General features: G+C 72.0%; 23 protein-coding genes. 9 read left to right on the top strand and 14 right to left on the bottom strand.

From position 1 onward, the window contains the following. Positions 1 to 75 precede the first annotated feature (75 nt). Positions 76 to 1,365, bottom strand: a complete 1,290-nt coding sequence (locus IEX37_RS14675) for an adenylosuccinate synthase (RefSeq protein WP_188757119.1) — start codon at positions 1,363 to 1,365, stop codon at positions 76 to 78. Between the two features lie 221 nt (positions 1,366 to 1,586). Between IEX37_RS14675 and IEX37_RS14670 the strand changes: the two genes are divergently transcribed. The 9 genes from IEX37_RS14670 (at position 1,587) to argG (ending at position 9,729) form a co-directional block, all read left to right on the top strand. Further along, entirely contained in the window at positions 1,587 to 2,633 is a 1,047-nt protein-coding gene (locus IEX37_RS14670) for an AAA family ATPase (RefSeq protein ID WP_188757118.1), read from the top strand. A gap of 8 nt (positions 2,634 to 2,641) precedes the next feature. Beyond that, positions 2,642 to 3,544, top strand: a complete 903-nt coding sequence (locus IEX37_RS14665; RefSeq protein ID WP_188757117.1) for a DUF58 domain-containing protein — start codon at positions 2,642 to 2,644, stop codon at positions 3,542 to 3,544. Then, positions 3,528 to 4,013 carry a hypothetical protein gene (locus IEX37_RS14660; RefSeq protein WP_188757116.1) on the top strand — a complete coding sequence of 162 codons (486 nt, stop codon included), beginning with the start codon at positions 3,528 to 3,530 and terminating at the stop codon, positions 4,011 to 4,013. The genes IEX37_RS14665 and IEX37_RS14660 overlap by 17 nt, the downstream gene beginning before the upstream one ends. Further along, positions 4,004 to 4,993, top strand: coding sequence for a VWA domain-containing protein (locus IEX37_RS14655; RefSeq protein WP_188757115.1), 990 nt, complete (start codon positions 4,004 to 4,006; stop codon positions 4,991 to 4,993). The genes IEX37_RS14660 and IEX37_RS14655 overlap by 10 nt, the downstream gene beginning before the upstream one ends. Then, positions 4,990 to 6,051 carry a VWA domain-containing protein gene (locus IEX37_RS14650; RefSeq protein WP_188757114.1) on the top strand — a complete coding sequence of 354 codons (1,062 nt, stop codon included), beginning with the start codon at positions 4,990 to 4,992 and terminating at the stop codon, positions 6,049 to 6,051. Before IEX37_RS14655 ends, IEX37_RS14650 begins: the two co-directional genes overlap by 4 nt. Further along, positions 6,048 to 6,791, top strand: coding sequence for a tetratricopeptide repeat protein (locus tag IEX37_RS14645; RefSeq protein ID WP_188757113.1), 744 nt, complete (start codon positions 6,048 to 6,050; stop codon positions 6,789 to 6,791). Before IEX37_RS14650 ends, IEX37_RS14645 begins: the two co-directional genes overlap by 4 nt. Then, complete coding sequence (locus IEX37_RS14640) at positions 6,785 to 7,912, top strand: hypothetical protein (protein ID WP_188757112.1); 1,128 nt, start codon at positions 6,785 to 6,787, stop codon at positions 7,910 to 7,912. The genes IEX37_RS14645 and IEX37_RS14640 overlap by 7 nt, the downstream gene beginning before the upstream one ends. A 36-nt stretch (positions 7,913 to 7,948) precedes the next feature. Next, positions 7,949 to 8,218, top strand: a complete 270-nt coding sequence (locus IEX37_RS14635) for a hypothetical protein (RefSeq protein ID WP_188757111.1) — start codon at positions 7,949 to 7,951, stop codon at positions 8,216 to 8,218. A gap of 68 nt (positions 8,219 to 8,286) precedes the next feature. Continuing rightward, positions 8,287 to 9,729, top strand: a complete 1,443-nt coding sequence (gene argG, locus IEX37_RS14630; protein WP_188757110.1) for an argininosuccinate synthase — start codon at positions 8,287 to 8,289, stop codon at positions 9,727 to 9,729. A gap of 40 nt (positions 9,730 to 9,769) precedes the next feature. On the opposite strand, the gene IEX37_RS14625 is transcribed toward argG, so the two are convergent. The 13 genes from IEX37_RS14625 to hemL all read right to left on the bottom strand — a co-directional run bounded on the left by IEX37_RS14625 (position 9,770) and on the right by hemL (position 22,178). Continuing rightward, the gene (locus tag IEX37_RS14625) at positions 9,770 to 10,204 is read right to left on the bottom strand and encodes a type II toxin-antitoxin system VapC family toxin (RefSeq protein ID WP_188757109.1); all 435 of its coding nucleotides are present in this window, start codon (positions 10,202 to 10,204) and stop codon (positions 9,770 to 9,772) included. After that, a complete protein-coding gene (locus IEX37_RS14620; RefSeq protein ID WP_188757108.1) occupies positions 10,201 to 10,446 on the bottom strand; it encodes a hypothetical protein in 246 nt (81 codons plus the stop codon). Before IEX37_RS14620 ends, IEX37_RS14625 begins: the two co-directional genes overlap by 4 nt. 75 nt (positions 10,447 to 10,521) lie before the next feature. After that, on the bottom strand, positions 10,522 to 11,193 hold the full coding sequence (locus IEX37_RS14615; protein WP_188757107.1) for a methionine ABC transporter permease: 672 nt from the start codon (positions 11,191 to 11,193) through the stop codon (positions 10,522 to 10,524). After that, a complete protein-coding gene (locus tag IEX37_RS14610; protein WP_188757106.1) occupies positions 11,190 to 12,221 on the bottom strand; it encodes a methionine ABC transporter ATP-binding protein in 1,032 nt (343 codons plus the stop codon). The genes IEX37_RS14615 and IEX37_RS14610 overlap by 4 nt, the downstream gene beginning before the upstream one ends. A gap of 77 nt (positions 12,222 to 12,298) precedes the next feature. Continuing rightward, positions 12,299 to 13,192: a MetQ/NlpA family ABC transporter substrate-binding protein gene (locus tag IEX37_RS14605; RefSeq protein WP_188757105.1), complete on the bottom strand. Its 894-nt coding sequence runs from the start codon at positions 13,190 to 13,192 to the stop codon at positions 12,299 to 12,301. A gap of 210 nt (positions 13,193 to 13,402) precedes the next feature. Beyond that, entirely contained in the window at positions 13,403 to 14,245 is an 843-nt protein-coding gene (locus tag IEX37_RS14600; protein ID WP_188757104.1) for an endonuclease domain-containing protein, read from the bottom strand. A 208-nt stretch (positions 14,246 to 14,453) separates the two neighbouring features. Further along, positions 14,454 to 14,795 (bottom strand): monovalent cation/H(+) antiporter subunit G, encoded by a 342-nt coding sequence (gene mnhG, locus IEX37_RS14595; protein WP_188757103.1) that lies wholly within the window; start codon positions 14,793 to 14,795, stop codon positions 14,454 to 14,456. After that, a complete protein-coding gene (locus IEX37_RS14590; protein ID WP_188757102.1) occupies positions 14,792 to 15,067 on the bottom strand; it encodes an MrpF/PhaF family protein in 276 nt (91 codons plus the stop codon). The genes mnhG and IEX37_RS14590 overlap by 4 nt, the downstream gene beginning before the upstream one ends. Further along, entirely contained in the window at positions 15,064 to 15,636 is a 573-nt protein-coding gene (locus IEX37_RS14585) for a Na+/H+ antiporter subunit E (RefSeq protein WP_188757123.1), read from the bottom strand. The genes IEX37_RS14590 and IEX37_RS14585 overlap by 4 nt, the downstream gene beginning before the upstream one ends. Beyond that, positions 15,636 to 17,192 carry a Na+/H+ antiporter subunit D gene (locus IEX37_RS14580; RefSeq protein ID WP_188757122.1) on the bottom strand — a complete coding sequence of 519 codons (1,557 nt, stop codon included), beginning with the start codon at positions 17,190 to 17,192 and terminating at the stop codon, positions 15,636 to 15,638. Before IEX37_RS14580 ends, IEX37_RS14585 begins: the two co-directional genes overlap by 1 nt. A 5-nt stretch (positions 17,193 to 17,197) precedes the next feature. Beyond that, positions 17,198 to 17,782, bottom strand: a complete 585-nt coding sequence (locus IEX37_RS14575; protein ID WP_188757101.1) for a Na(+)/H(+) antiporter subunit C — start codon at positions 17,780 to 17,782, stop codon at positions 17,198 to 17,200. Then, entirely contained in the window at positions 17,779 to 20,733 is a 2,955-nt protein-coding gene (locus IEX37_RS14570; protein ID WP_188757100.1) for a Na+/H+ antiporter subunit A, read from the bottom strand. Before IEX37_RS14570 ends, IEX37_RS14575 begins: the two co-directional genes overlap by 4 nt. A 122-nt stretch (positions 20,734 to 20,855) precedes the next feature. Further along, positions 20,856 to 22,178 carry a glutamate-1-semialdehyde 2,1-aminomutase gene (gene hemL, locus IEX37_RS14565; RefSeq protein WP_188757099.1) on the bottom strand — a complete coding sequence of 441 codons (1,323 nt, stop codon included), beginning with the start codon at positions 22,176 to 22,178 and terminating at the stop codon, positions 20,856 to 20,858. Between the last annotated feature and the right edge of the window lie 2 nt (positions 22,179 to 22,180).

The raw sequence follows: 22,180 nt of genomic DNA, 5'->3' as shown, positions 1-22,180 counted from the left end.
CACAACCGGAGGCCCTCACCCCAGCACAAGCTCAGCCCCGTGTCGGGAAACAACGTCCCTGGACATCACAGCTAGTCAACGGTCGAGGAGGTCGCGGCGGACGATCACGGCGTCGCGGCCGGGGCCGACCCCGATGACGGAGATGTGCGTGCCGCTCATCTGCTCGAGGGCGAGGACGTAGTCGCGCGCGGCCTGCGGGAGGTCCTCGAACGTGCGCGCGCCGGAGATGTCCTCGTGCCAGCCGGGGAACATCTCGAGGATCGGCTTGGCGTGGTGGAAGTCGGTCTGGTTGACGGGCAGCTCGTCGAAGCGGCGGCCCTCCACGTCGTACGCGACGCAGACGGGGATCTCGTCCAGCCCCGTGAGGATGTCGAGCTTGGTCAGCACGAGATCCGTGATGCCGTTGACCCGCGTGGCGTAGCGCGTGATCGGCGCGTCGTACCAGCCGACCCGGCGCGGGCGGCCGGTCGTCGTGCCGAACTCGAACCCCCGCGCGCGCAGGAAGTCGCCGCTCTCGTCGAACAGCTCGGTGGGGAACGGCCCGGACCCGACGCGGGTGGTGTACGCCTTCACGATGCCGACGATGCGGTCCAGGCGCCCGGGTCCCACGCCCGAGCCGGTCGACGCCCCGCCCGCCGTCGCCGACGAGGACGTGACGAACGGATACGTGCCGTGGTCGACGTCCAGCATGGTCGCCTGCCCGCCCTCGAACACCACGACGTCGCCCGCGTCGAGGGCGTCGTTCAGCAGCAGGCCCGTGTCGGCGACCAGGGGCGCGAGGCGGTCGGCGTACGACAGCAGGTCCTCGAGGATCTCGTCGCACGTGATGGCCCGCCGGTTGAACACCTTGACCAGCAGGTGGTTCTTCTGATCGAGCGCGCCCTCGATCTTCTGGCGCAGGATGCTCTCGTCGAACAGGTCCTGCACACGGATGCCCACGCGGTTGATCTTGTCCGCGTACGCGGGGCCGATGCCGCGCCCCGTCGTGCCGATCTGGCGCTTGCCGAGGAAGCGCTCGGTGACCTTGTCGAGCGTGCGGTGGTAGTGCGTGATGAGGTGCGCGTTGGCGCTGACCTTCAGCCGGGAGACGTCGATGCCGCGCGCCGAGAGCGCGTCGAGCTCGGCGAACAGCACCTCCAGATCCACCACGACGCCGTTGCCGATCACCGGCGTCACGCCGGGCGACAGAATGCCCGAGGGCAGCAGGTGCAGGGCGTACTTCTCGTCGCCGACCACGACCGTGTGGCCGGCGTTGTTGCCGCCGTTGAACTTCACGACCCAGTCGGTCCGCTCCCCGAGCAGATCCGTGGCCTTGCCCTTGCCCTCATCGCCCCACTGGACGCCGACGATGACGATGCCTGGCATGGAAATACCCCCTGATGGGATCGGTGTGCCCGGGTGCCGGAGGCGGCGTCCGGGAGGGCCGCGAAGGCCCCGGTCAGTCTACCGGCGGGCCCGGCGATGCTCGGCGTCTCCCCCTCCCGGTAGCCTGGAGGGCGGAGGGGCGGCGCCGTGACGACCGCGGCCGACGGGGCATCCGGACGGGGCCCGCGACGCACCTTCGCGAGCGAGGGGGACCGCGCCGGATGGAACTGCAGCAGGAACAGCAGCGGCAGGGCGAGCCGTCGATCCACGGGGACGGGCGGGGCGCGCCGTCCGAGGCCGAGCTCGCCCGCGCGGCAGACGTGCTGCGTGGGATCTCCGAGGCGTACTCGGCCAAGATGGTCGGCCAGGAGCGCCTGCGCTCGAGCCTGCTGGTCGCGCTCATCGCGGGCGGGCACATCCTGCTCGAGAGCGTGCCGGGCCTGGCGAAGACCACCGCCGCCAGCACCCTCGCGGACACGGTCAGCGGCCGCTTCAAGCGCATCCAGTGCACGCCCGACCTGCTGCCGAGCGACATCACCGGCAACCAGGTGTACGACGCCAGCTCGGGCAGCTTCCGCACCGTGCTCGGGCCCGTGCACGCCAACTTCGTGCTGCTCGACGAGATCAACCGCTCGAGCGCCAAGACCCAGAGCGCGATGCTCGAGGCGATGCAGGAGCATCAGACGACGATCGGCGGAGAGGTGCATCGCCTGCCGAAGCCGTTCCTGGTCATGGCGACGCAGAACCCCATCGAGCAGGAGGGGACGTACGCGCTCCCCGAGGCGCAGCTCGACCGCTTCCTCCTCAAGGAGATCGTCGAGTACCCCAGCCCGCAGGAGGAGTTCGCGGTGCTCGAGCGGATCGACACGGGCGCGCTCGACCCCGAGCATCACGTCCGCAGCACCGCGACGCTCGACGACGTGCTCATGCTGCAGGACATCGCGCGGCGCATCCACGTCTCCCCCGCGATCCGCAACTACATCGTGGGTCTCAGCTACGTCACGCGGAATCCCGCCGCGTACATCGGCGAGGAGCGCGCGCGCTACGTCAAGTACGGCGCCAGCCCGCGCGGGAGCATCGCGTTCCTGCAGTGCTCCCGCGCGCTCGCGCTGCTCAACGGCCGCGCGCACGTGCTGCCGGAGGACATCCAGACGCTGCGGCACCTCGTGCTGCGGCACCGCGTGCTGCTGACGTTCGAGGCCGAGGCCGACGGCGTCCGCAGCGAGGAGCTGATCGACGCCGTCTTCGCCGCCGTGCCGACGCCGTAGGACGCCCCGTGGCCACGCTGCTCACGCGGGTGAAGAGCCGCCTCTTCATCCCCTCGTCGCGCAAGTCGCTGCACGCGCTCGAGGGCGCGCACGCGTCGCTGCTGCGCGGACGCAGCCTCGACTTCGAGGACCTGCGGGCCTACGAGCACGGCGACGACATCCGCGACATCGACTGGAGGGCGACGGCGCGGCTGTCGACGCTGCTGGTCAAGCGGTCGCGCGCCACCCGGATGCACACGGTGCTGTTCGTGGTCGACACCGGGCGCGGCATGGCGGCGCTCGCGCCGGACGAACGCCCCAAGAAGGACCTCGCGATCCTCGCGGTCGGCGCGCTCGGCGTGCTGACGCTCCGCCACGGCGACGACTTCTCGGTGCTGCACGGCGACGCCGCGGGCGTGCGCCGGACCCCCGCGCGCCGGTCGGAGGGCGCGCTCGAGCACGCGCTCAGGGCCATCGACGCCGCCGCGGCGCCGCACGCCGCGGCGAGCGCCCGCGACGAGCTGCTGCGCGCCGTCGTGCGCAGCGTGAGCCGCCGCATGATCGTGGTCGTCGTGACCGACGAGCAGCCGCTCGGCGACGAGACCGAGCGGCTGCTGCGGCGCCTGCGCGTGCAGCACGACCTGCTCTGGATCACCGTGCGCGACGCCGATCCCGTGCTCGCCGCCGCGCCCCGGTCGCCCGCGCGGGCGGAGCGGCGCGATGTCGACAGCGGCTGGGCCGTGCCCGCCTTCCTGCACGGCGACGACGCCGTCGTGCGCGAGCTGCGGGAGCAGCGGGAGGCCGAGGACGCCCGGCGGGGCGCGGCGCTCGACGCGCTGGGCATCGGGCACGCGGCGCTCGGATCGCACGACGACGCCGTGCCGCAGCTGCTCCGCCTGCTGCACCGGAGGGCTGATGTCGGGACCCGATGAGCTGTACCCGCCGGCCCAGTACGGCGTCGGGTGGCTGCTGCTGGCGCTCGGGATCCTCGCGGCGCTCGTCGCGCTCGCCTGGCTGGTGGTGCTGCTGACCCGGTCGCGTGCCGAGCGGCAGCCCCCGCCCGCACCACCCGCCCCCGTGCCGCTCGACGTGCTCGCGCAGCTGCGGCACGAGTACGGCGAGCGGATCGACCGGATCGAGCAGGCGTACCGCGCCGGCGAGCTCGACCCGCGCCGCGCGAACGCGGAGCTGAGCCGGGCGGTCCGCGAGTTCGTCAACGAGTACTCGGGCCTCGAGGCTCCGGTCATGACGCTGCAGGATCTCGCGGCGCGCGGGGTCCACCCGGCGCTCCTCGATGCGCTGCAGCGCCACTACTACCCCAGCATCTTCCGCAGCGGCCCTCCGGTCGACCCGATCGCGGGCGCGGCAGCGGCGCGAGAGGTGGTCGCGGCATGGCACTAGCGACCGTCTGGCCCCTGATCGCCGTCGCCGCCGCAGTGCTCGCCGCGGCGGGGGCGGGGCTGGCGTACGGCTGGCGTCGCCGGCCGGGCCGGGACGGCACGGTCGACGCCGCGCTCGTCGCGCGCGCCGAGCGCGTGCGGGACCTGCCCGCCGTGCGGCGCGCCACGCGCCGCCACGCGGCCGCGGTCGCCGGGCTCTTGGCGCTCGCGACCACCGCCGCGCTGCTGGGCGGCGTGGTCGGATCCCGCCCGCTCGCGGAGCAGACGATCGTGCCCGAGAACACCAGCCGCGACATCATGCTGTGCCTGGACGTCTCGGGGTCGATGAGCGAGGTCGACGTCGAGGTGATCACGGTCTTCGAGGAGCTGCTGGAGGGCTTCGAGGGCGAGCGCATCGGGCTGACGATCTTCAACAGCTCCCCCGTGCAGGTCTTCCCCCTCACCGACGACTACGAGTTCGCGCGCGATCAGCTCGCGAGCATCCGGCGCAGCTTCGACTACGTCGACGACGTGCCGGAGCACTGGCTCGGCACGCTCAACGGCGCGGGGGCGTCGCTGATCGGCGACGGGCTCGCCGCCTGCGCCCTGCGCTTCGACCACAGGGACGAGGAGCGGTCCCGCTCGATCGTGTTCGCGACCGACAACGAGGTGAACGGGGCGAGCATCGTCACGCTCGAGGAAGCCGCGGGGCTCGCCGCCGCGGCGGGGGTCCGCGTCTTCGCGCTGAACCCGGTCGAGGGGAAGGACGCCGACGTGAGCGCTCAGCTCGCGGCCGCGGCGGCGAGCACGGGAGGCGCGGCGTACGCGCTGCGCGGCGCCACCACGGTCGGCGACATCATCTCCGAGGTGCAGCGGCAGGAGGCCACCGCCCTGATCGGGCAGGCCCGCGTCGTGTGGGCCGACGAGCCGACCGTCTGGATCGTGCTGCTGCTGCTCACCGTGCTGGGCGGCGTCGTGCTGATGTGGAGGGCACGCCTGTGATCCTGCAGCCTGTGATCCTGCATCCCGTGATCCTGCAGCCTGTGCTCCCGCCACTCCCGCTCGCGGTGATCGTCCTCCCCGCGCTGGGCGTCGCCGCGTGGGCGCTCGTGCGATCGCGCACGGCCTCCTCGCGCCTGGCGTGGGCGCTGCGGGTGCTGCTCGTCGTCGCCGTGGCCGTCCTCGCGCTGCGCCCGGGGATGCCCGGCGGCACGGCCCAGACCGTCGCCACCGACACGGATGTGGTGCTGGTCGTGGATGCGACCTCCAGCATCACCGCGGAGGACTGGGGCGACGGCTCCCCGCGGCTCGACGGGGTGCGCTCCGACGTCCAGGCGCTCGTCGCCGCCTACCCGGGGGCGCGCTTCGCGCTCCTCACGTTCGACACGAACGCCGAGCTGCGCCTGCCGCTCACGACCGACGTGGACGCGCTCATCACGGCGATGGAGGTGCTGCGGCCGCCCGTCACGCAGAACGCCCGCGGCAGCTCGATCGGGGTCGCGAGCGCCATGCTCGCCGACACGCTGCGCGCGGCCGCGACATCCTCGCCGGAGCGCGCCCGCATGGTCTTCTACCTGGGGGACGGCGAGCAGACGGCCCCCGGCGCCCCGGAGTCCTTCGCCGACAGCGCCGCGCTCGTCGACGGCGGCGCGGTGCTCGGCTACGGCACGCAGGAGGGCGGTCGGATGCGGGCCGTCACGGGTCGCGGCGACGACGACGCCGCGCCGTACATCCTCGACGGCGCCGAACCGGCGCTGTCGCGCATCGACGAGGCGGCCCTGCAGACCATCGCGGACGAGATCGGCGTGCCGTACCAGCACCGCACCGCGGAGACCGCGCCGGAACTGCCGCCCGCGCCGGCCGCGACGTCCGTGGTCGCCGAGGCGCGCACGCCGGGCAGCACGATCGAGCTGTCGTGGCTCGTGGCCCTGCTCGTGGCCGGCCTGCTCGCGGTCGAGGTCGCGCGCGGCGCCGCCCACCTCGCCCGCACGCTCCGCCTCGCCCGCCCGGGCCGGCCGGACCGGGCGGGCGGACGACCCGAGGACGGGAGACGCGCATGAACCGTCACGACGCCCCCCGCGCGGACACGCGACGGCGTGTCCGCCGCTGGATCCTGTGGGGCGGCGCGCCGTTCGCGCTGGTCGCGCTCGTCGTGGTCGCCAAGATCCTGAGCATGTACGCGTTCGCCCACCAGACGATCACGTCGACCCTGGCCGACGACGCGCCCGCCGCGATCCGCGCGGCGCAGGGGCAGGCGCCGCTGAACTGGTTCGAGCCGTACAAGGCGCCGTACAACCTCGGCGTCGCCCTCGCCGCGGCCGAGCGCCTGCCGGAGTCCCGCGCCAAGCTCGAGGAGGCCCTCGCGCTCGCGAACGGGCTCGAGGAGTGCCCCGTGCGCGTCAACCTCGCGCTCGTGATCGAGCGCCTCGGCGACGCCGCCCGGGGCCGCGGGGAGCCCGACGCGGCCGCGGAGCTCTACGCGGAGGCGATGGACGTCACGCTCGCCACGCCGGACGAGTGCCGCACCCCCGAGGCCGACGAGCAGTCGCCGGATCCCGAGCGCAGCACCACCGAGAGCCTCGAACGGCTCGAGGACCGCCTGCTCGAGAAGCAGGGCGAGCAGCAGGACCGGCAGGACCAGCAGAGCCCCCCGCCGTCCGACCCGCAGCCCGAACCCAGTCCGCCGACCCCGTCGCCCGATCAGCTCCAGGAGCTGGAGGACCGGCTGACGGACGGCGCGCGCGAGCGGGAGGAGCGCGGCGAGGAGCCGCCCGGAACCGGAGTGGAGCGGCCATGGTAGGCGGCGCGTCCGGCATCCCCCCGCGGGATCGCTACCGGGGCGGCACGGACGGCGCTCCCCCGCTGCCGCCGCCGGGCGGCTATCGCGGCGCGCGGCGCATCCCGGTGCACCCGGATGCCGCCGCCATCCCGGGCCTCGGCACCTTCGCGGCCCCGCCCCCGCGACCGCGGCCCCGCGCCCATCCGCTCGGGTGGATCGCGCTCGCCGGGGCGAGCCTGTTCGCCCTGGTGCTCCTGGGCATGCTCGCGTTCGGCGCGACCGACGCGTTCTACGGAGTGACGGCCCTGACGATCCAGCTGCTCGTGGCGGCGGCGATCGTGGCGGCTTTCGTGGTGCGCCGCGGGCGGACGCTCGCGGGGATCGCGCTGGCGCTGACCCTCCTCGTGAACGTCGCGACCGTCGGCGCGCTGAGCGCCGTGCACACCTCGGCCGCCGGCACCTATCCGGGCGCGAGCGACCCGCGGGCCGCGTACCCCGGTGTGCGTGGCGTCGACCCCGACGACATCCTCGCGCGGCGCTCATTGGAGCAGGTCCGGGACGAGACCGACGCGCTGCTGGAACGCGTGCGCGACCGCCTGAGCGCCGAGTACGGGTACACCTGGGTGCAGGCGGGAGGCGAGGATCTCCGCCCCGAGCGCAACGGATACGGCGGTGAGTCCCTCCTGGTCGAGTACACGTCGCCGAGCTGGGCGACCGTCGAGCCGATCACGGACGTCTCCCGCAAGTACGCCGTGATGGCGACGATCGACGAGGTGCTCGTGAGCGGGGGGTACTGGAACCTCCTGCCGCTCAACGATCCGCGCTCCGGCATCGACCCGGGTGTCCTCACGCGCTTCTACGGCAGCGACGACCCGGACACGCAGGCGATGTGGGAGTGGTACAGCTCACGCATGGACGACCGGCTGAGCCCGGACCGCGGCGAGACGACCCTCTTCTACGCCACGCTCCACGATCTCTCGCGCGATCCCACGGGCGACTTCCGCGCGGCGCGCGAGGCCCAGCACGCCCGCACGGGCGAGCCCCTTGAGGGCCTGCAGCTGACGTTCCTCGCCCCCATGCTGCTGAGCGAGGCGGACCGCGAGGCGTTCGAGCAGGGCATCCGCGACCATCCCGGCGGCTGAGTTCCCGCGGCGGCGCGGATCCCGCATGATGGAGGCATGTCGACGAACAGCGCACGCGTGACCAACCGCACCGCCTGGGCCGCCTTCTGGGTCGGGCTCATCGGGCTCGTGCTGATGCCGATCCCGCTGTTCGTCGGGCTCGTGCTGGGCGGCGGCCTGTCGCTCGTGGCCGCCGTGCTGGCGGTCATCGCTCTGCTGAAGGGCCTCAGCCGTCAGGGCAAGGGCATCGCGCCCGTCGTGTTCGCGGGCATCTTCGTGGCCCTGACGTGGGCGGGCATCTCGGTCGGCGGCGGCGTCATCTGGTGATCCGCGCCGGGCGGCGGCCGGACGCCTCGCGGCGGGACGACACGGCTGCACGCCATAGGATTGTCAGCATGTCGAAGGTCCTCGAATCCCTGCCCGTCGGCGAGCGCGTCGGCATCGCCTTCTCCGGGGGGCTCGACACCTCGGTCGCGGTCGCCTGGATGCGCGACAAGGGCGCCGTGCCGTTCACCTACACCGGCGATCTCGGCCAGTACGACGAGGACGACATCGCGTCGATCCCGAGCCGCGCGCTCAAGTACGGCGCCGAGGCGTCGCGCCTGATCGACTGCAAGCCGATGCTGGTCGAGGAGGGCCTCACCGCGCTCGCGTGCGGCGCCTTCCACATCCGCTCGGCCGGACGCACGTACTTCAACACCACGCCTCTCGGCCGCGCCGTCACGGGCACGCTCCTGGTGCGCGCGATGAAGGAGGACGGCGTCGAGATCTGGGGCGACGGCTCGACCTACAAGGGCAACGACATCGAGCGGTTCTACCGCTACGGCCTGCTGGCCAACCCCCGCCTGCGCATCTACAAGCCGTGGCTGGACGCGACGTTCGTCACGGAGCTGGGCGGGCGCAAGGAGATGAGCGAGTGGCTCGTCGCGCACGGCTTCCCCTACCGCGACTCGGCGGAGAAGGCCTACTCGACCGACGCCAACATCTGGGGCGCCACGCACGAGGCCAAGACGCTGGAGGAGCTGGACGTCTCGCTGGAGATCGTCGAGCCCATCATGGGCGTGCGGTTCTGGGACCCGGCCGTCGAGATCCCCGCGGAGGATGTCACGATCGCGTTCGAGGGCGGGCGCCCCGTCGCCATCAACGGCACGGAGTTCGCCGACGCCGTCGCGCTCGTGCAGGAGGCGAACGCGATCGGCGGCCGCCACGGGCTCGGCATGAGCGACCAGATCGAGAACCGGATCATCGAGGCCAAGTCGCGCGGCATCTACGAGGCGCCCGGCATGGCGCTGCTGTTCATCGCGTACGAGCGCCTCGTCAACGCGATCCTCAACGAGGACACGCTCGCCACATACCACGAGCAGGGCCGGCGCCTCGGTCGCCTCATGTACGAGGGCCGCTGGCTCGAGCCGCAGTCGTTCATGCTGCGCGAGTCGATCCAGAAGTGGGTCGGGTCGGCGATCACGGGCTCCGTGACGCTGCGCCTGCGCCGCGGCGAGGACTACACGATCCTCGACACCTCCGGTCCCGCGCTGTCGTACGCGGCCGAGAAGCTGTCGATGGAGCGCGTCGGCGACGCGGCGTTCGGTCCCACCGACCGCATCGGCCAGCTCACGATGCGCAACCTCGACATCGCCGACTCGCGCACCCGCCTGGAGCAGTACGCCGGGCTGGGCCTCATCGGGGGGCCGACCGCGGAGCTGGTGGGCGCGCTCGAGTCGGGCGGCGCGGCGCAGATCACCCACTCCGCCGAGCCGGTGGGCCTGGGCGAGGGCGAGCTGGCCGAGGCCGTCGACCAGGCGAGCGAGTCGGCCGCCTTCGACTCCGGCACCGACTGACCGGAGGGGCGGGACCGACCCGAGCGGCGGGCTGTGCGGCTCAGCCGCGCTTCGGCTTGTCGTCCGGGGCCGCCCCGTCGATCAGCGGGACACCGCCGTCACGGGCCGCGGAGGCGAGGCGCCGGTCGAAGGTGACGAGCGGCACAGCGAGCGACAATGCGCTGGCCAGCACGACGGCATCGGGCATCCTCAGTCCGCGGGACCGGGCCACCGCGATGTCCTCGGGCGATGGCGCGCCCTCGTCGATGACCGCGAAGCCCGCGCGTGCGAGCGCTGCACGCTGCAGCGCCGCCTCCTCGCGGCCGCCGCGTCGCGCCGGGTGGACCAGCACTTCGCTCAGCGTGAGCGGATGGACGTGTTTCGGCCGCCCGACCAGCGTGCGCAGCACGGCCGCGGCCTGCTCATGCGTGGCGTCACGGGCGTCGAGGAGCGCGATGATGACGTTGGCGTCGACGACCACTCCCGCCGAGCTCACTCGGGCCACTCCTCGCGGAGCTCCTCGAGGTAGCCCCCCGGATAGGAGGAGGAGCCGATGAGCTCCTCGAGAGCGCGCCGCTCGGCGTCATCCCGTTCCCGCAGCTCCTCCGCCCGCTCCACGGCGAGCGCGACGATGAGCCGGGCGCCGTCCAGACCCGCGTAGTGCCGCCGCGCGATCTCCATCGCCTCGGCGAGCTCGCCGGTCTCCGTCACCATGTGACGCTTCTTCGCGGTCGGCATGAATCAAGTGTTGCACTTTCATCAGCACGGAGCAACACCCATGGGTGTGCCGGCGCCGTCCCCGACGCGTCCGGGTCAGCGGCGCAGGATGCGCCGCGCGAGCCAGTTGCCGAGGCCCTGGACGATCTGCGTGATGATGACGATGATCACGAGCGCGGACCAGGTCACGACCTCGTCGAACTGCCGGTAGCCGAAGGCGAGCGCGTAGTTTCCGAGGCCGCTGCCGCCCGCGATGCCCGCCACGGCCGACATGTCGATGATCGCGACGGTCGCGAACGTGAAGCCCAGGATGAGCGGACCGAGCCCCTCGGGCAGGATCACCGTGAGGATGATCCGCCACGGTCCGGCTCCGGCCGAGCGGGCCGCCTCGATCACCCCCGGGTCGACCGTGACGAGGTTCTGCTCGACGATGCGGGCGATGCCGAACGTCGCGGCGAGCGAGAGCGTGAAGATGATCGCCTCGTTTCCGATGCCGCGGCCCACGACCATCCGCGCCAACGGCTGCAGAGCGACCAGGAAGATGATGAAGGGGATCGGCCGGATCGTGTTGACGAGAGCGTTGAGCACCCAGTACACGACCGGCTGGGCGAGGATGGCGCCGGGTCGCGTGACCGTGACGGCGGTGCCGACGACGAGGCCGCCGAGCCCGCCGAGGACGAGCGATGCAGCCACGAGCCACAGCGTGACACCCGTCTGCTCGAGCAGAGCGGGAGCGAGGCCGACGAGGCGGTCGAGGAGCTCGGTCATGCCGCGACCTCCGTGATCGTGACACCCGGGCCGACCGCGGCGAACGCCTCCTGCACGGCGGCGTCATCGCCGCGCACCGCGATCGTGAGCAGACCGTAGACGCGACCCTGGATGTCGTCGACCCCGCCGTGTACGAGGTTGAAATCGACCCCCGCGCGGGCCAGCGCACCGAACACGCGGGCCTCGGAGGCGCCGTCGTCGGTGAACGAGATCGTGAAGAAGCGGCCCTCGTGCTGGCGGCGCAGCGCCGCCAGCGCGTCCCCGTCCGGCAGGGCGCGGACGACCGTGCGGACGAAGCGCTGCGCCGTGTCGCTCTGCGGGCGCGTGAAGACGTCGTACGTCTTCCCCTGCTCGACCACGCGACCCCGTTCCATCACGGCGACGCGATTCGCGATGCGGGAGATTACGTCCATCTCGTGCGTGATCACGACGGTCGTGACTCCGAACTCGCGATTGATCCGCGCGAGTAGGTCGAGCACCTCGTCGGTGGTCTCCGGATCCAGGGCGCTGGTCGCCTCGTCGGCGAGCAGGATCGCCGGCTGCGCCGCGAGAGCACGGGCGATGCCGACGCGCTGCTGCTGTCCGCCGGAGAGCTGCTCGGGGTACGCGGTGGCCTTGTCGGCGAGCCCCACGAAGTCGAGCAGCTCAGCGACGCGCTCGCGGCGCTGCGCCCGTGGCATCCGCGCCACCTCGAGGGGATACGCCACGTTGCCGCGGATCGTGCGCGAGCGCAGCAGGTTGAAGCGCTGGAAGATCATGCCGATCCCCTGCCGCACGCCGCGCAGCCGGCGCTCGGGCAGGGTCGTGATGTCGACGCCGTCGATCTCTATCGACCCGGACGTGACCGGCTCCAGCCCGTTGATGAGCCGCACGAGCGTCGACTTGCCGGCCCCCGAGTAGCCGATGACGCCGAAGACGTCTCCCCGCTCGATGTCGAGGCTCACGCCGTCGACGGCGGAGACAGCCTCGCCCCCGCGTCGGGGCGCGGGATAGACCTTCGAGACGTCGCGGATGCGGATGTGGGTCATGGCTCCTCGCGCGGACGATGCTCGGCACGACGGAGGGCGCGTGCGCGATCCATTGTCGCGCACGCGCCCTCGTCGGATCAGCTGTTGGCCCGGATGTCTTCCTCGACCGTGACCAGCGCGGCCTGCAGCTCGGACTTCGGGGTCGTGAGGAAGACCGCCGTGCCGCCCGAGACGTCCTGCACGCCCTCGAGCACCTCCGGGGTCGACTGGTAGATCTCCACGAGGCGGTTCAGCACCTCGTTGTCCACGTCGTCGGCGCGCACCGCGAAGATGTTCACGTACGGCAGCGCGGACGGGTCGGCCGGGTCGTCCTGCGCGATGGCGTCGGTCGCGTCGAGCCCCGCGTTGCCGAGGAAGTCGTTGTTGACGATGGCCGCGGCGACGTCCGGCAGCGAGGTGACCGTCAGCGCCGCGTCGAGCGCCTCGACCGCCACGCGCGATTCCGCCTCGATCACGTCCTCGAGCGTCGAGAACGGGCTTCCGCCGTCCTCGAGCGCGACCAGGCCCGCCGACTGAAGCACGAGCAGGCCGCGCGCCTGGTTGACCGTGTCGTTCGGCACGACGACCGTCTCGCCGTCGGGGATGTCCTCGACACTGTCGTACTTGTCGGAGTAGAGGCCGAGCGGGTAGATGGCCGTGGCGCCGATCGGCTGCAGGTCCTCGCCCGCGCTGACGTTGTAGTCGCCGAGGTACTGGATGTGCTGGAACTGGTTGATGTGCAGCTCCCCCTCGGTCAGAGCGGGGTTCAGCTGGGGGTACTCGGTGAAGCCGACGATCTCGAGTGCGATGCCCTCGGCTTCCACGGCCTCCTTGTAGACATCCCAGTAGGGGTCGCTGGCCCCGACGACGCCGAGGCGTACCGGGTTCTCCTCCGTGCCGAGCTCGGCGTCGGAGGCCTGGCCGGCGCAGCCGGCGAGCGCGAGAAGGCTGAGGGCGGCGAGGGGCGCGAGTGCGCGGATGGCGCGAGACATGGTGACTCCTTCGGGTGCGGTGACCCCACGCTAAGCGCCCGCCGCACCCACGTTCCAATCCGCACGACACACGCCGAAACAGTCCAGCCCTCACCCTCCAGCCCGACCACCGCGTCGGAGAAATCCACCGCGTCGGAGTGGGATCGCCGGATCGCTCCGAAGGCGTGGATATCTCCGAATCCGTGGCGCCGGATCCGGCCCCGCGAGGGGTCAGCCGCGCGCGGCGCCGGGCCGAGCCCGGTGCAGACCCTGGGCGATCGCGGTGGCGATGAGGTCCTGCACGGTGACCCAGTCCTCGAAGATCTGGCGATAGCCGATGCGGATGACGTGATAACCCATGAGAGTGAGCCGGGCGTCGTGCTCGTTGTCGGCGAGTCGCTGCGCGTCGACGTGGTGGCCTCCGTCCACCTGCACGACGAGGCGTTCGCCGATCAGCAGGTCCACCCGGCGGCCGGCGATCCACACCTGGCGCCGCATGGGCAGGCACATCCAGCGCAGGCGCGACATGACGACGGTCTCGGTGCCGGCGTCGGCGAAGGGGCGGGCGTCGGCGAGGACGCGCCGCGCATCCGGACCCAGCGGAAGACGACGCATCACGTCGAGATCGAGAAGGCCCTGACTCAGCGCGGACTCCCACACTGCGAGGGCGTGCTCGTACGGCTGGCATGCCGCCAGGATGGCCAGCGCGTTGACGAGGGAGTCCTCGATCATGGTCGGGTCACGGGGCACGAGCGCTGCGGCCCAGTGCACGCGGGCCGCCGTCTCGCGCATCAGGCGCGCGTGCGGCTCGGCCGCGACATGAACGGCCTGCGCGCGTTCTGACCACAGCCCGCGGCGCCGCGCCAGGGTCACGCAGCTCAGCACGACGCCGAGCTCGGCCGCCGCGCGCAATTCCGGGTCGACGTCCGGCACGCAGAACCAGCCCGGCCGGATCCGCTCCACCGCCCCCGCCGCCAGCGCGCGGCGCAGCGCGTGACGGGTCACACCCCGCCGGGCGAGGGACTGCGCCCGGGCGACCCCGCCGAGTCCTGTCAGCACCACCACCGGATCCATGCCGCCAGGCTCGCTCCGCGACACCCCCGCGGAACGCTCCAACACCGCCAGCGGGGACAACTCTCCCCCTCGCTGCGCCTGGGGACGACCCGCGCGCCGCACCACCGCGTCGGAGAAATCCACCGCGTAGGAGCAGGATCGCCGGATCGCTCCGAAGGCGTGGATATCTCCGAATCCGTGGCGCCGGGACGCCGGGACGCGGGGCTCGTCAGGGCTGGTCGCGGCGGTCGCGGAGCTCGTCGAGCACGAGCGTGTCCTCTTCGACCGTGCCGTTGCGGTAGGCCTGGCGGCCGACCATGTGCGCCGACAGCGGTGCGGTCGCCAGCTGCATCAGCACGATCGGCACGAGCGCGGCGGCCACCGCCCAGGAGCGCAGCGCGAGCGCCACCGCGGCGACGATGAGCAGCAGGCCCAGCACCTGCGGCTTGGTCGCGGCGTGCAACCGGGACGGCACGTCGCGGAAGCGCAGCAGGCCGATCGCCGCCGTGAGGCACAGCAGCGCGCCCAGGAGCACCAGCACGAGGGCGACGATGTCGAGGATCTCGTTCATGTGTGGGTGTCCCTCCGCGCGACGAAGCGGGCCACCGCGATCGAGCCGAACACCGCGATCGCGGACACGACCAGCATGGCGGGCAGCGTCCGCGTGTGATGGTTGATCACCATCTCGGCGCCGAGCAGGCACAGCACCTCGGTCAGCAGCACGTCGCTCGCCACCGCGCGATCGAGGATCGACGGTCCCTTCACGATCCGCACGATCGTGAGCGCCGCCGCGATCACGAACACGACGACGATCACCGTCAGGAGGATCCCGCTCAGGCTCATGCGGTGGCTCCCTTCCGGCTCCCGTACGCCGCCCGGATGGCCGCGAGGTCCGCGCGCGAGCCGACGGCCCGCACGATGCGCGCCTCCCAGCGCAGCACAGCGTGCCGCTGCGCGTCGGCCTCCTCGGCGTTGCCGACGCCGAGGACGTGCAGGTACAGGACGCGGCTCTCGCGGTCCGCCTCCACGATGAGCGAGCCGGGCACGAGCGAGGCGGTGATCGCCGTGTGCGTCATGACCAGGTCGGAATCCGTGCGCAGCGGGACGGCGATGATCGCGGCGAGCGTCTCGCGGGGCCGGATCGTCTGCCAGGCGACCACGACCGCGCCTCGCACCAGGGCCACGAGGAAGGCCAGGATGAAGACGAGGCCGTACCAGAGGTTGATGCGACCCGACAGCTCGGCGGTCGGCAGACGGAACACGGTGGTGACGAAGATTGCGACCGCGATGCCGGTCACGACGGCGAGCACCGTGAACTGGCCCCACAGCATCATCCACAGCACCACGAGCCACACGAAGAAGGGCAGCTGCGTCCAGAAGTGCCGCAGCGGGCTGCGCGCGTCGGGGCCCATCACGACTCCCCCTCCAGCTCGCCCAGCTCGACGAGCGAGATCGGCTGGAGCAGCGCCGACCCGATCCGCTCGCAGATGTCGTACAGGGGGCCCGCGAAGACGGTCAGGCCCACAGACAGGGCGACCATCCCTACGGTCGCCGCGGTCATGATGCGCGGGATGGCGCGCCGCTCGGTGACCACCTCGGCCGCGGGAGCCGCGCCGAGATACTGGATGCGCGCCTCGGTCTCGACCGAGTCGTCCTCCTCGCGCCAGAACGACAGGTTCCATGCCCGCATCAGCGCGTACAGCGTCAGCAGCGAGGTCACGACGCCCGCGACGATGAGCGTGTACATCAGCGGCGTGCCCACGGCCGCGGCCGCATCGAACAGCGCGTACTTGCCGATGAAGCCCGAGAACGGCGGGAGGCCGCCGAGGTTCAGCGCGGGGATGAGATACAGCACCGCGATCACGGGCGCGGCCGCCAGCATGCCCTTGACCTTGAGGATCGAGGTGCTGCCGGCGCGGCGCTCGATGAGACCCACGGCGAGGAACAGTGTGGTCTGCACGACGATGTGGTGGACCATGTAGTAGATGGTCGCGCCGATCGCCGCTTCCGTCGCGATCGCGAGCCCGAAGATCATGTAGCCGACGTGGCTGACGAGCGTGAACGACAGGATTCGCTTCAGCTCCGCCTGTGCGACGGCGCCGAGCACTCCGACGATCATCGTCGCGAGCGCCACGATCAGCAGCAGCACGTTCACGTCGCTGTTCGAGAACAGCTGCGTCTCGGTACGGATGATCGCGTAGACGCCGACCTTGGTCAGCAGGCCCGCGAACACGGCGGTGACCGGCGCGGGTGCCGTGGGGTACGAGTCGGGCAGCCAGAACGACAGCGGGAAGACGGCCGCCTTGATCGCGAACGCGATCAGCAGCAGCAGATGCAGCACGAGCTGCACGTTCTCGGGCATCTCGGCCATGCGCTCGGCGATCTGCGCCATGTTGACCGTGCCGAGCGCGCCGTAGATCACCGCGATCGCGGACAGGAACAGGATCGACGACACGAGCGAGACGACGATGTACACCACGCCGGCGCGGATGCGGGACTCGGTGCTGCCGAGCGTGATCAGCACGTACGAGGCGACGAGCAGCATCTCGAAGCCGACGTAGAGGTTGAACAGGTCGCCGGCGATGAACGCGCAGAAGATGCCGGCGGCGAGGATCAGATAGGACGGGTGGAAGATCGACACGGGCGTGTCGTCGTCGCCGTCCGCCGCGCCCTGGCCCACCGAGAAGAGCAGGACCGCGAGCAGCACGACGCTCGACACCGCCACGAGCAGAGCGGACAGCCGATCGACGTACAGGACGATGCCCAGCGGCAGCGGCCACCCCGCGACGGACACCGCGAGCGGGTTGCCGCCGTCGACCGCGACGAACAGCGCCACGGCGATCACGAACGTGATCGTGAGGGTCACGATCGAGACGGCGACCTGAAGGCGGCGGTGACGGCCGGCCACAAGCGTGGCGGCGGCGCCGATGAGGGGCAGCCCCACCAGCAGCGGGATCAGCAGGCTCATCGTCATCAGCGGACCCCCTCGCCCGGATCCATCGGGCCCGCGTCGTCGCGCGGAGCGTCCGAGCGGTCCCCGGCCTCCTCGAGATACGCCGCCGACGGGGTGTCCACGGGCGCGTCGGCGACCAGGCCCATCGACTCGGCTTTCTCGAACGACGTCAGGGGCGAGCGAACGACGTCGACGAAGTCGGTCGCCGCCTCCTCGGCGCCTCCGGCCTCCTCGTCCATCGCCTCCTTGGCCTCCGCGGCGCGCGCGCGCAGCGCGACGTCCTCCGCGTCGTCCTCGACCGTGTCCGCCTGCCCCAGCTGCCAGGAACGGTAGATGAGGGCGAGCAGGAACGCACTGATGGCGAACGTGATGACGATGGCCGTCAGCATGAGCGCCTGCGGGAGCGGGTCGCTGTAGGGACCCTCGTCGCCGTAGAACGGCGACACCCCGGGGAAGCCCATCGCGATCAGCAGCAGCAGGTTGCTCGCATTGCCGAGCAGCAGGAACCCGATGAGCACGCGCGTGAGGCTGCGCTCCAGCATCGCGTAGACGCCCGCGGCGTAGAGCGCGGCCATGATGATCACGAGCGTGAGCGACACGTTCATCGGGCGCCCCCCGTCCGCTCAGTGGCCCGCCACCGCGGCGGATCGTCCTTCAGCTGGCGGTCGACCTCGGCCCCGAGGCTGCGCAGCACGTCGAGCACGAGGCCGATCACGACGAGGTAGACGCCGATGTCGAACAGGGTCGACGTGACGAACTCGACGTGGCCCAGCACGGGCACCTCGGCCTCCCAGATGATGCGGGTGAGGGGATCGAGGCCCATGAACATCGGCGCGACGGCCGTGCCGACCGCGATCAGCATGCCGACGCCGAGGATCTGCCCGGCGTCCGTGGGTGCCGCGACGCCGAGCTCGTACCGGCCGCCCGCGATGTACCGCATCACGAGCGCCATGCCCGCGAGCAGGCCGCCGGCGAACCCTCCGCCGGGCAGATTGTGGCCGGCGAACAGCAGGTAGAGGGAGGCGACGATGATCGAGTGGAACAGGATGCGCACGACCACCTCGAGGATGATCGAGCGCGACTCGGCGCTCATCCTCTGACCGCCCAGCAGCCACGCGCGCGGCCGGTCGCTGTTGCCGCTCGTCTGCACCTGGATGCCCTCGGTCGTCTCGACGAGGGGGCGGGTGCGGGCTGCGCGCCGCTTCGCGGCGGACAGGCGGGGCGCGAGGCGCTGCAGCGTGTCGGAGCGGTGGGTCACGAACACCAGGGACGCGACGCCGGTCGCGGCCACGATGAGCACGGAGAGCTCCCCCATCGTGTCCCACCCGCGGATGTCGACGAGCGCGACGTTGACGACGTTGCGGCCGTGGCCGATCTCGTACGCCAGCTCGGGCCAGCTGACCGACACGGGCTCGTGGATGCGCGCGCTGGTCGCGATCACGACCACCGCCGCCATCGTGACACCGACCGCGACGGCGATGAGGGCGCGCAGCAGCGGGCGCGAGGATCCGTGGTGGGCGCCCATGCGCGACGGCAGTCGCCGCAGCACGAGCGCGAACGCGATGAGCGTGACGGCCTCGATGACGACCTGCGTCAGGGCCAGATCGGGAGCGCCCATGGTCGCGAACAGCACGATCATGCCCAGGCTGGTCACCGACACGAGCACGACGCCCGTGTATCGCTTGCGCGCGACGATCGCGACGATGCCCGCCGCGATCATGAGCGGCGCGACGGCGAGCTGCGCGGGATGCTGCCAGTCGTCGAGCGCGAGCCGCCATTCGTGCCCGCCGATGAGCGCTGCGGCCTCGCCCGCCACGAGCACGACGAAGACGGTGCCGACATAGATCGGCAGCGAGCCGCGCTGGGTGAGGCTCGTGACCGCGACGGAGAGGCGGTCGACCGCGCGCGTGACGCCGTGGTACGCGTCCGCGGCGGTGAACGGCAGCACGCGGCCCGTGATGTCCCAGCCCGTCGCGCGCGTGATCCAGTGGATGCCGATGCCGACGAGCAGGCTCAGCAACGACAGCAGCAGCGCGAGCTCGAATCCGTGCCACAGCGCGAGGTGGTACGGGTAGTCGGCCACGGGGGCGATCGCCGCCGCCGTGTCGGCGTAGGGCGCGAGCAGCGTGTCCACCATGGGCGCGACGAGTCCGGCGGCCAGGCCCAGCGTGGCGAGCACCAGCGGCACCGCGAGGAAGCCCAGCGGCGGGTCCGGCCACTCGGTCCGCTCGCGCGGCGCGCCGTCCCGGCCGTGCTTGGTCCAGAACGCGCCCCACACGAACCGGATGCCGTACGCCACCGTGAGCGCGGAGCCGATCACCACGCCGACGAGGGCGATCGTGCCCCAGATGTCGCCCGCGCGCGCCGCGCCGAGCAGGCCCGACAGTGCGGCCTCCTTCGCGACGAACCCGATCGTGGGCGGCAGGCCCGCCATCGACGCGACCGCGATGAACGACGTGGCGGCCATGACGGGCGCCTGGCGCCCGACGCCGGAGAGGGCGTCGATGTCGCGCGTCGAGAGCTGGCGGTCGATCACGCCGACCACGAGGAACAGGGCCGACTTGAACAGGGCGTGGCCGAGCAGCAGCGCGACGCCCGCGAGCGCGGCGTCCCGCGTTCCGAAGCCGACCACCACCGAGATGAAGCCGAGCTGGCTCACGGTGCCGAACGCCAGGATGCGCTTGAGATCGACCTCGCGCAGGGCCTGCCATCCGCCCAGCAGCATCGTGAAGATCCCGAGGATCACCACGATGGGACGCCACGGCTCGGCCTCGGCGAAGGTCGGCGCCAGACGCGCGAGGAGATAGATGCCCGCCTTCACCATGGCGGCCGCGTGCAGGTAGGCGCTCACGGGCGTGGGAGCCGTCATGGCCCCCGGCAGCCAGAAGTGGAACGGGAAGATGGCCGACTTGCTCAGCGCGCCGACCAGCAGCAGCACGAGGGAGACGTTGACCAGGACGCCCGTCGGCGCCAGCGCGAGGATCTCGCTGACGCTCGTGGTGCCGCTCTCCACCGCCAGCAGCACCACGCCGATGAGCATCACGAGGCCGCCGAGCGTCGTCACCAGGAGCGCCTGCAGCGCGGCCCTCCGGCTGGCCGCCCTCAGGTGATAGTGGCCGATCAGGAGGTACGACAGGATGCTGGTGATCTCCCAGAACATGACCAGCATCACGATGTCGTCGGTCAGCACCAGCCCGTACATCGTGCCGGCGAACGCGAGCAGCACGCTCGAGAAGCGTCCGAGGCCCTCGGTCTTGCCGCGGAAGTACCAGCGGCAGTAGAGCAGGACGAGCGCGCCGATGCCCGTGACGACGAGCGTCATGATCCACGACAGCGTGTCCATGCGCATCGAGATCTCGACGCCGAGGGGCTCGATCCACGGATATGAGTCGAACGGAATGTCTCCGCGCAGCACCCGGCCCGACGCGAGGACGGCGTGCACGAGGGCCGCGAGGGGGAAGATCGCCGCGACGTAGAACACGCGTGCTCCCAGCGGCTTCGCGAGGAACGTCAGCGCGAGCGATCCCACCGCGAACGCGAGGAGGAGATAGAGCATGCGTCTCCTCAGGCTCGTCGGTACGTGGGCGGCTCAGCAGGCGGCGGTATGAAGTGTCGGCCTATTCTACCTGCCGCACGCACGCGGCCCGGCGGGCTGTTCAACGGGCCGGCGCGCCCGCGTCACGCCTCGGCGGCGGCCGCCGCCCGGGCCGCGCGCGGCAGTGCCTGCGCGATGCGCTCCAGCACGGCGTCGTCGTGGGCCGCGGTGAGGAACCACGCCTCGAACACGCTCGGCGGCAGGGACACGCCCTCCTCCAGCATGGCGTGGAAGAACGGCCGGTATCGCCAGGCCTCCTGCGCCTGGGCCTGCGCGTAGTCGGCCGGCGCCGCGGGTGCGAACACGAGCCCGAAGAGGTTGCCCGCCCGGGGCACGGCGTGTGCGACGCCTGCGGCCGCGAGCGCGTCCGACAGGGCGTCGGCCACGCGGGCCGCCGCGGCGTCCACGCGCGCGTACACCTCGGGCGTGGCCAGCCGCAGAGTCGCAAGCCCCGCGGCGACCGACAGCGGGTTCCCCGACAGCGTGCCCGCCTGGTACACGGGCCCGGCCGGAGCGAGCTGGTCCATGATCTCCGCGCGCGCCCCGAGCGCCGCGAGCGGCATGCCTCCGCCGATGACCTTTCCGAACGTGAAGATGTCGGGCTCGTACGACGAGCCGCGCTCCACCTCGAGGCCCCAGTATCCGGCCGGGTGCACGCGGAAGCCGGTGAGCACCTCGTCCAGGATCACGAGCGCCCCTGCGGAGTGCGCGATCTCGACGAGCCCGGCGTTGAAGCCCGGGGCGGGAGCGACGACGCCCATGTTCGCGGGCGCGGCCTCCACGATGATCGCGGCGATCCGGTCGCCGTGCTCGGAGAACACCGCCCGCACGAGGTCGAGGTCGCCGTAGGGCACGACCAGGGTCTGCGCCGCGATCGGCGCGGGCACGCCCGCCGACCCCGGCAGCGCGAGCGTCGCGACGCCGGACCCCGCCTCCGCGAGCAGGCCGTCGGAGTGCCCGTGGTAGTTGCCCGCGAACTTCACGAGCAGATCCCGTCCCGTCACGCCGCGAGCGAGACGGATGGCCGTCATGGTCGCCTCGGTGCCCGTGGACACCAGCCGGACGCGGTCGATCGGCTTCAGCCCGCCCGCCGTCACGCGCTGCGCGACGAGCTCCGCCAGCTCGACCTCCCCCTCGGTGGGGGCGCCGAACGACAGTCCGAGCGACGCCGCCTCGCGCACGGCCTCGACCACCTCGGGATGCGCGTGGCCCAGCAGCGCGGGCCCCCACGACGCGACGAGGTCGATGTACTCGCGGCCCGCCGCGTCCGTCACGTACGGCCCCGCGGCCTTCGCGAGGAACCGCGGCGTGCCCCCCACCGATCCGTAGGCGCGGACCGGTGAGTTCACCCCGCCGGGGATGACCTCGCGGGCATGGGCGAACAGGTCCTCGTTGCGATCGGGCATTC

The sequence above is a fragment of the Microbacterium album genome, from assembly GCF_014643695.1.
In the GTDB taxonomy this organism is placed as follows: domain Bacteria; phylum Actinomycetota; class Actinomycetes; order Actinomycetales; family Microbacteriaceae; genus Microbacterium; species Microbacterium album.
Note: the sequence above shows the minus strand (reverse complement) of the source record. Positions and strands in the feature narration are given on the sequence as shown.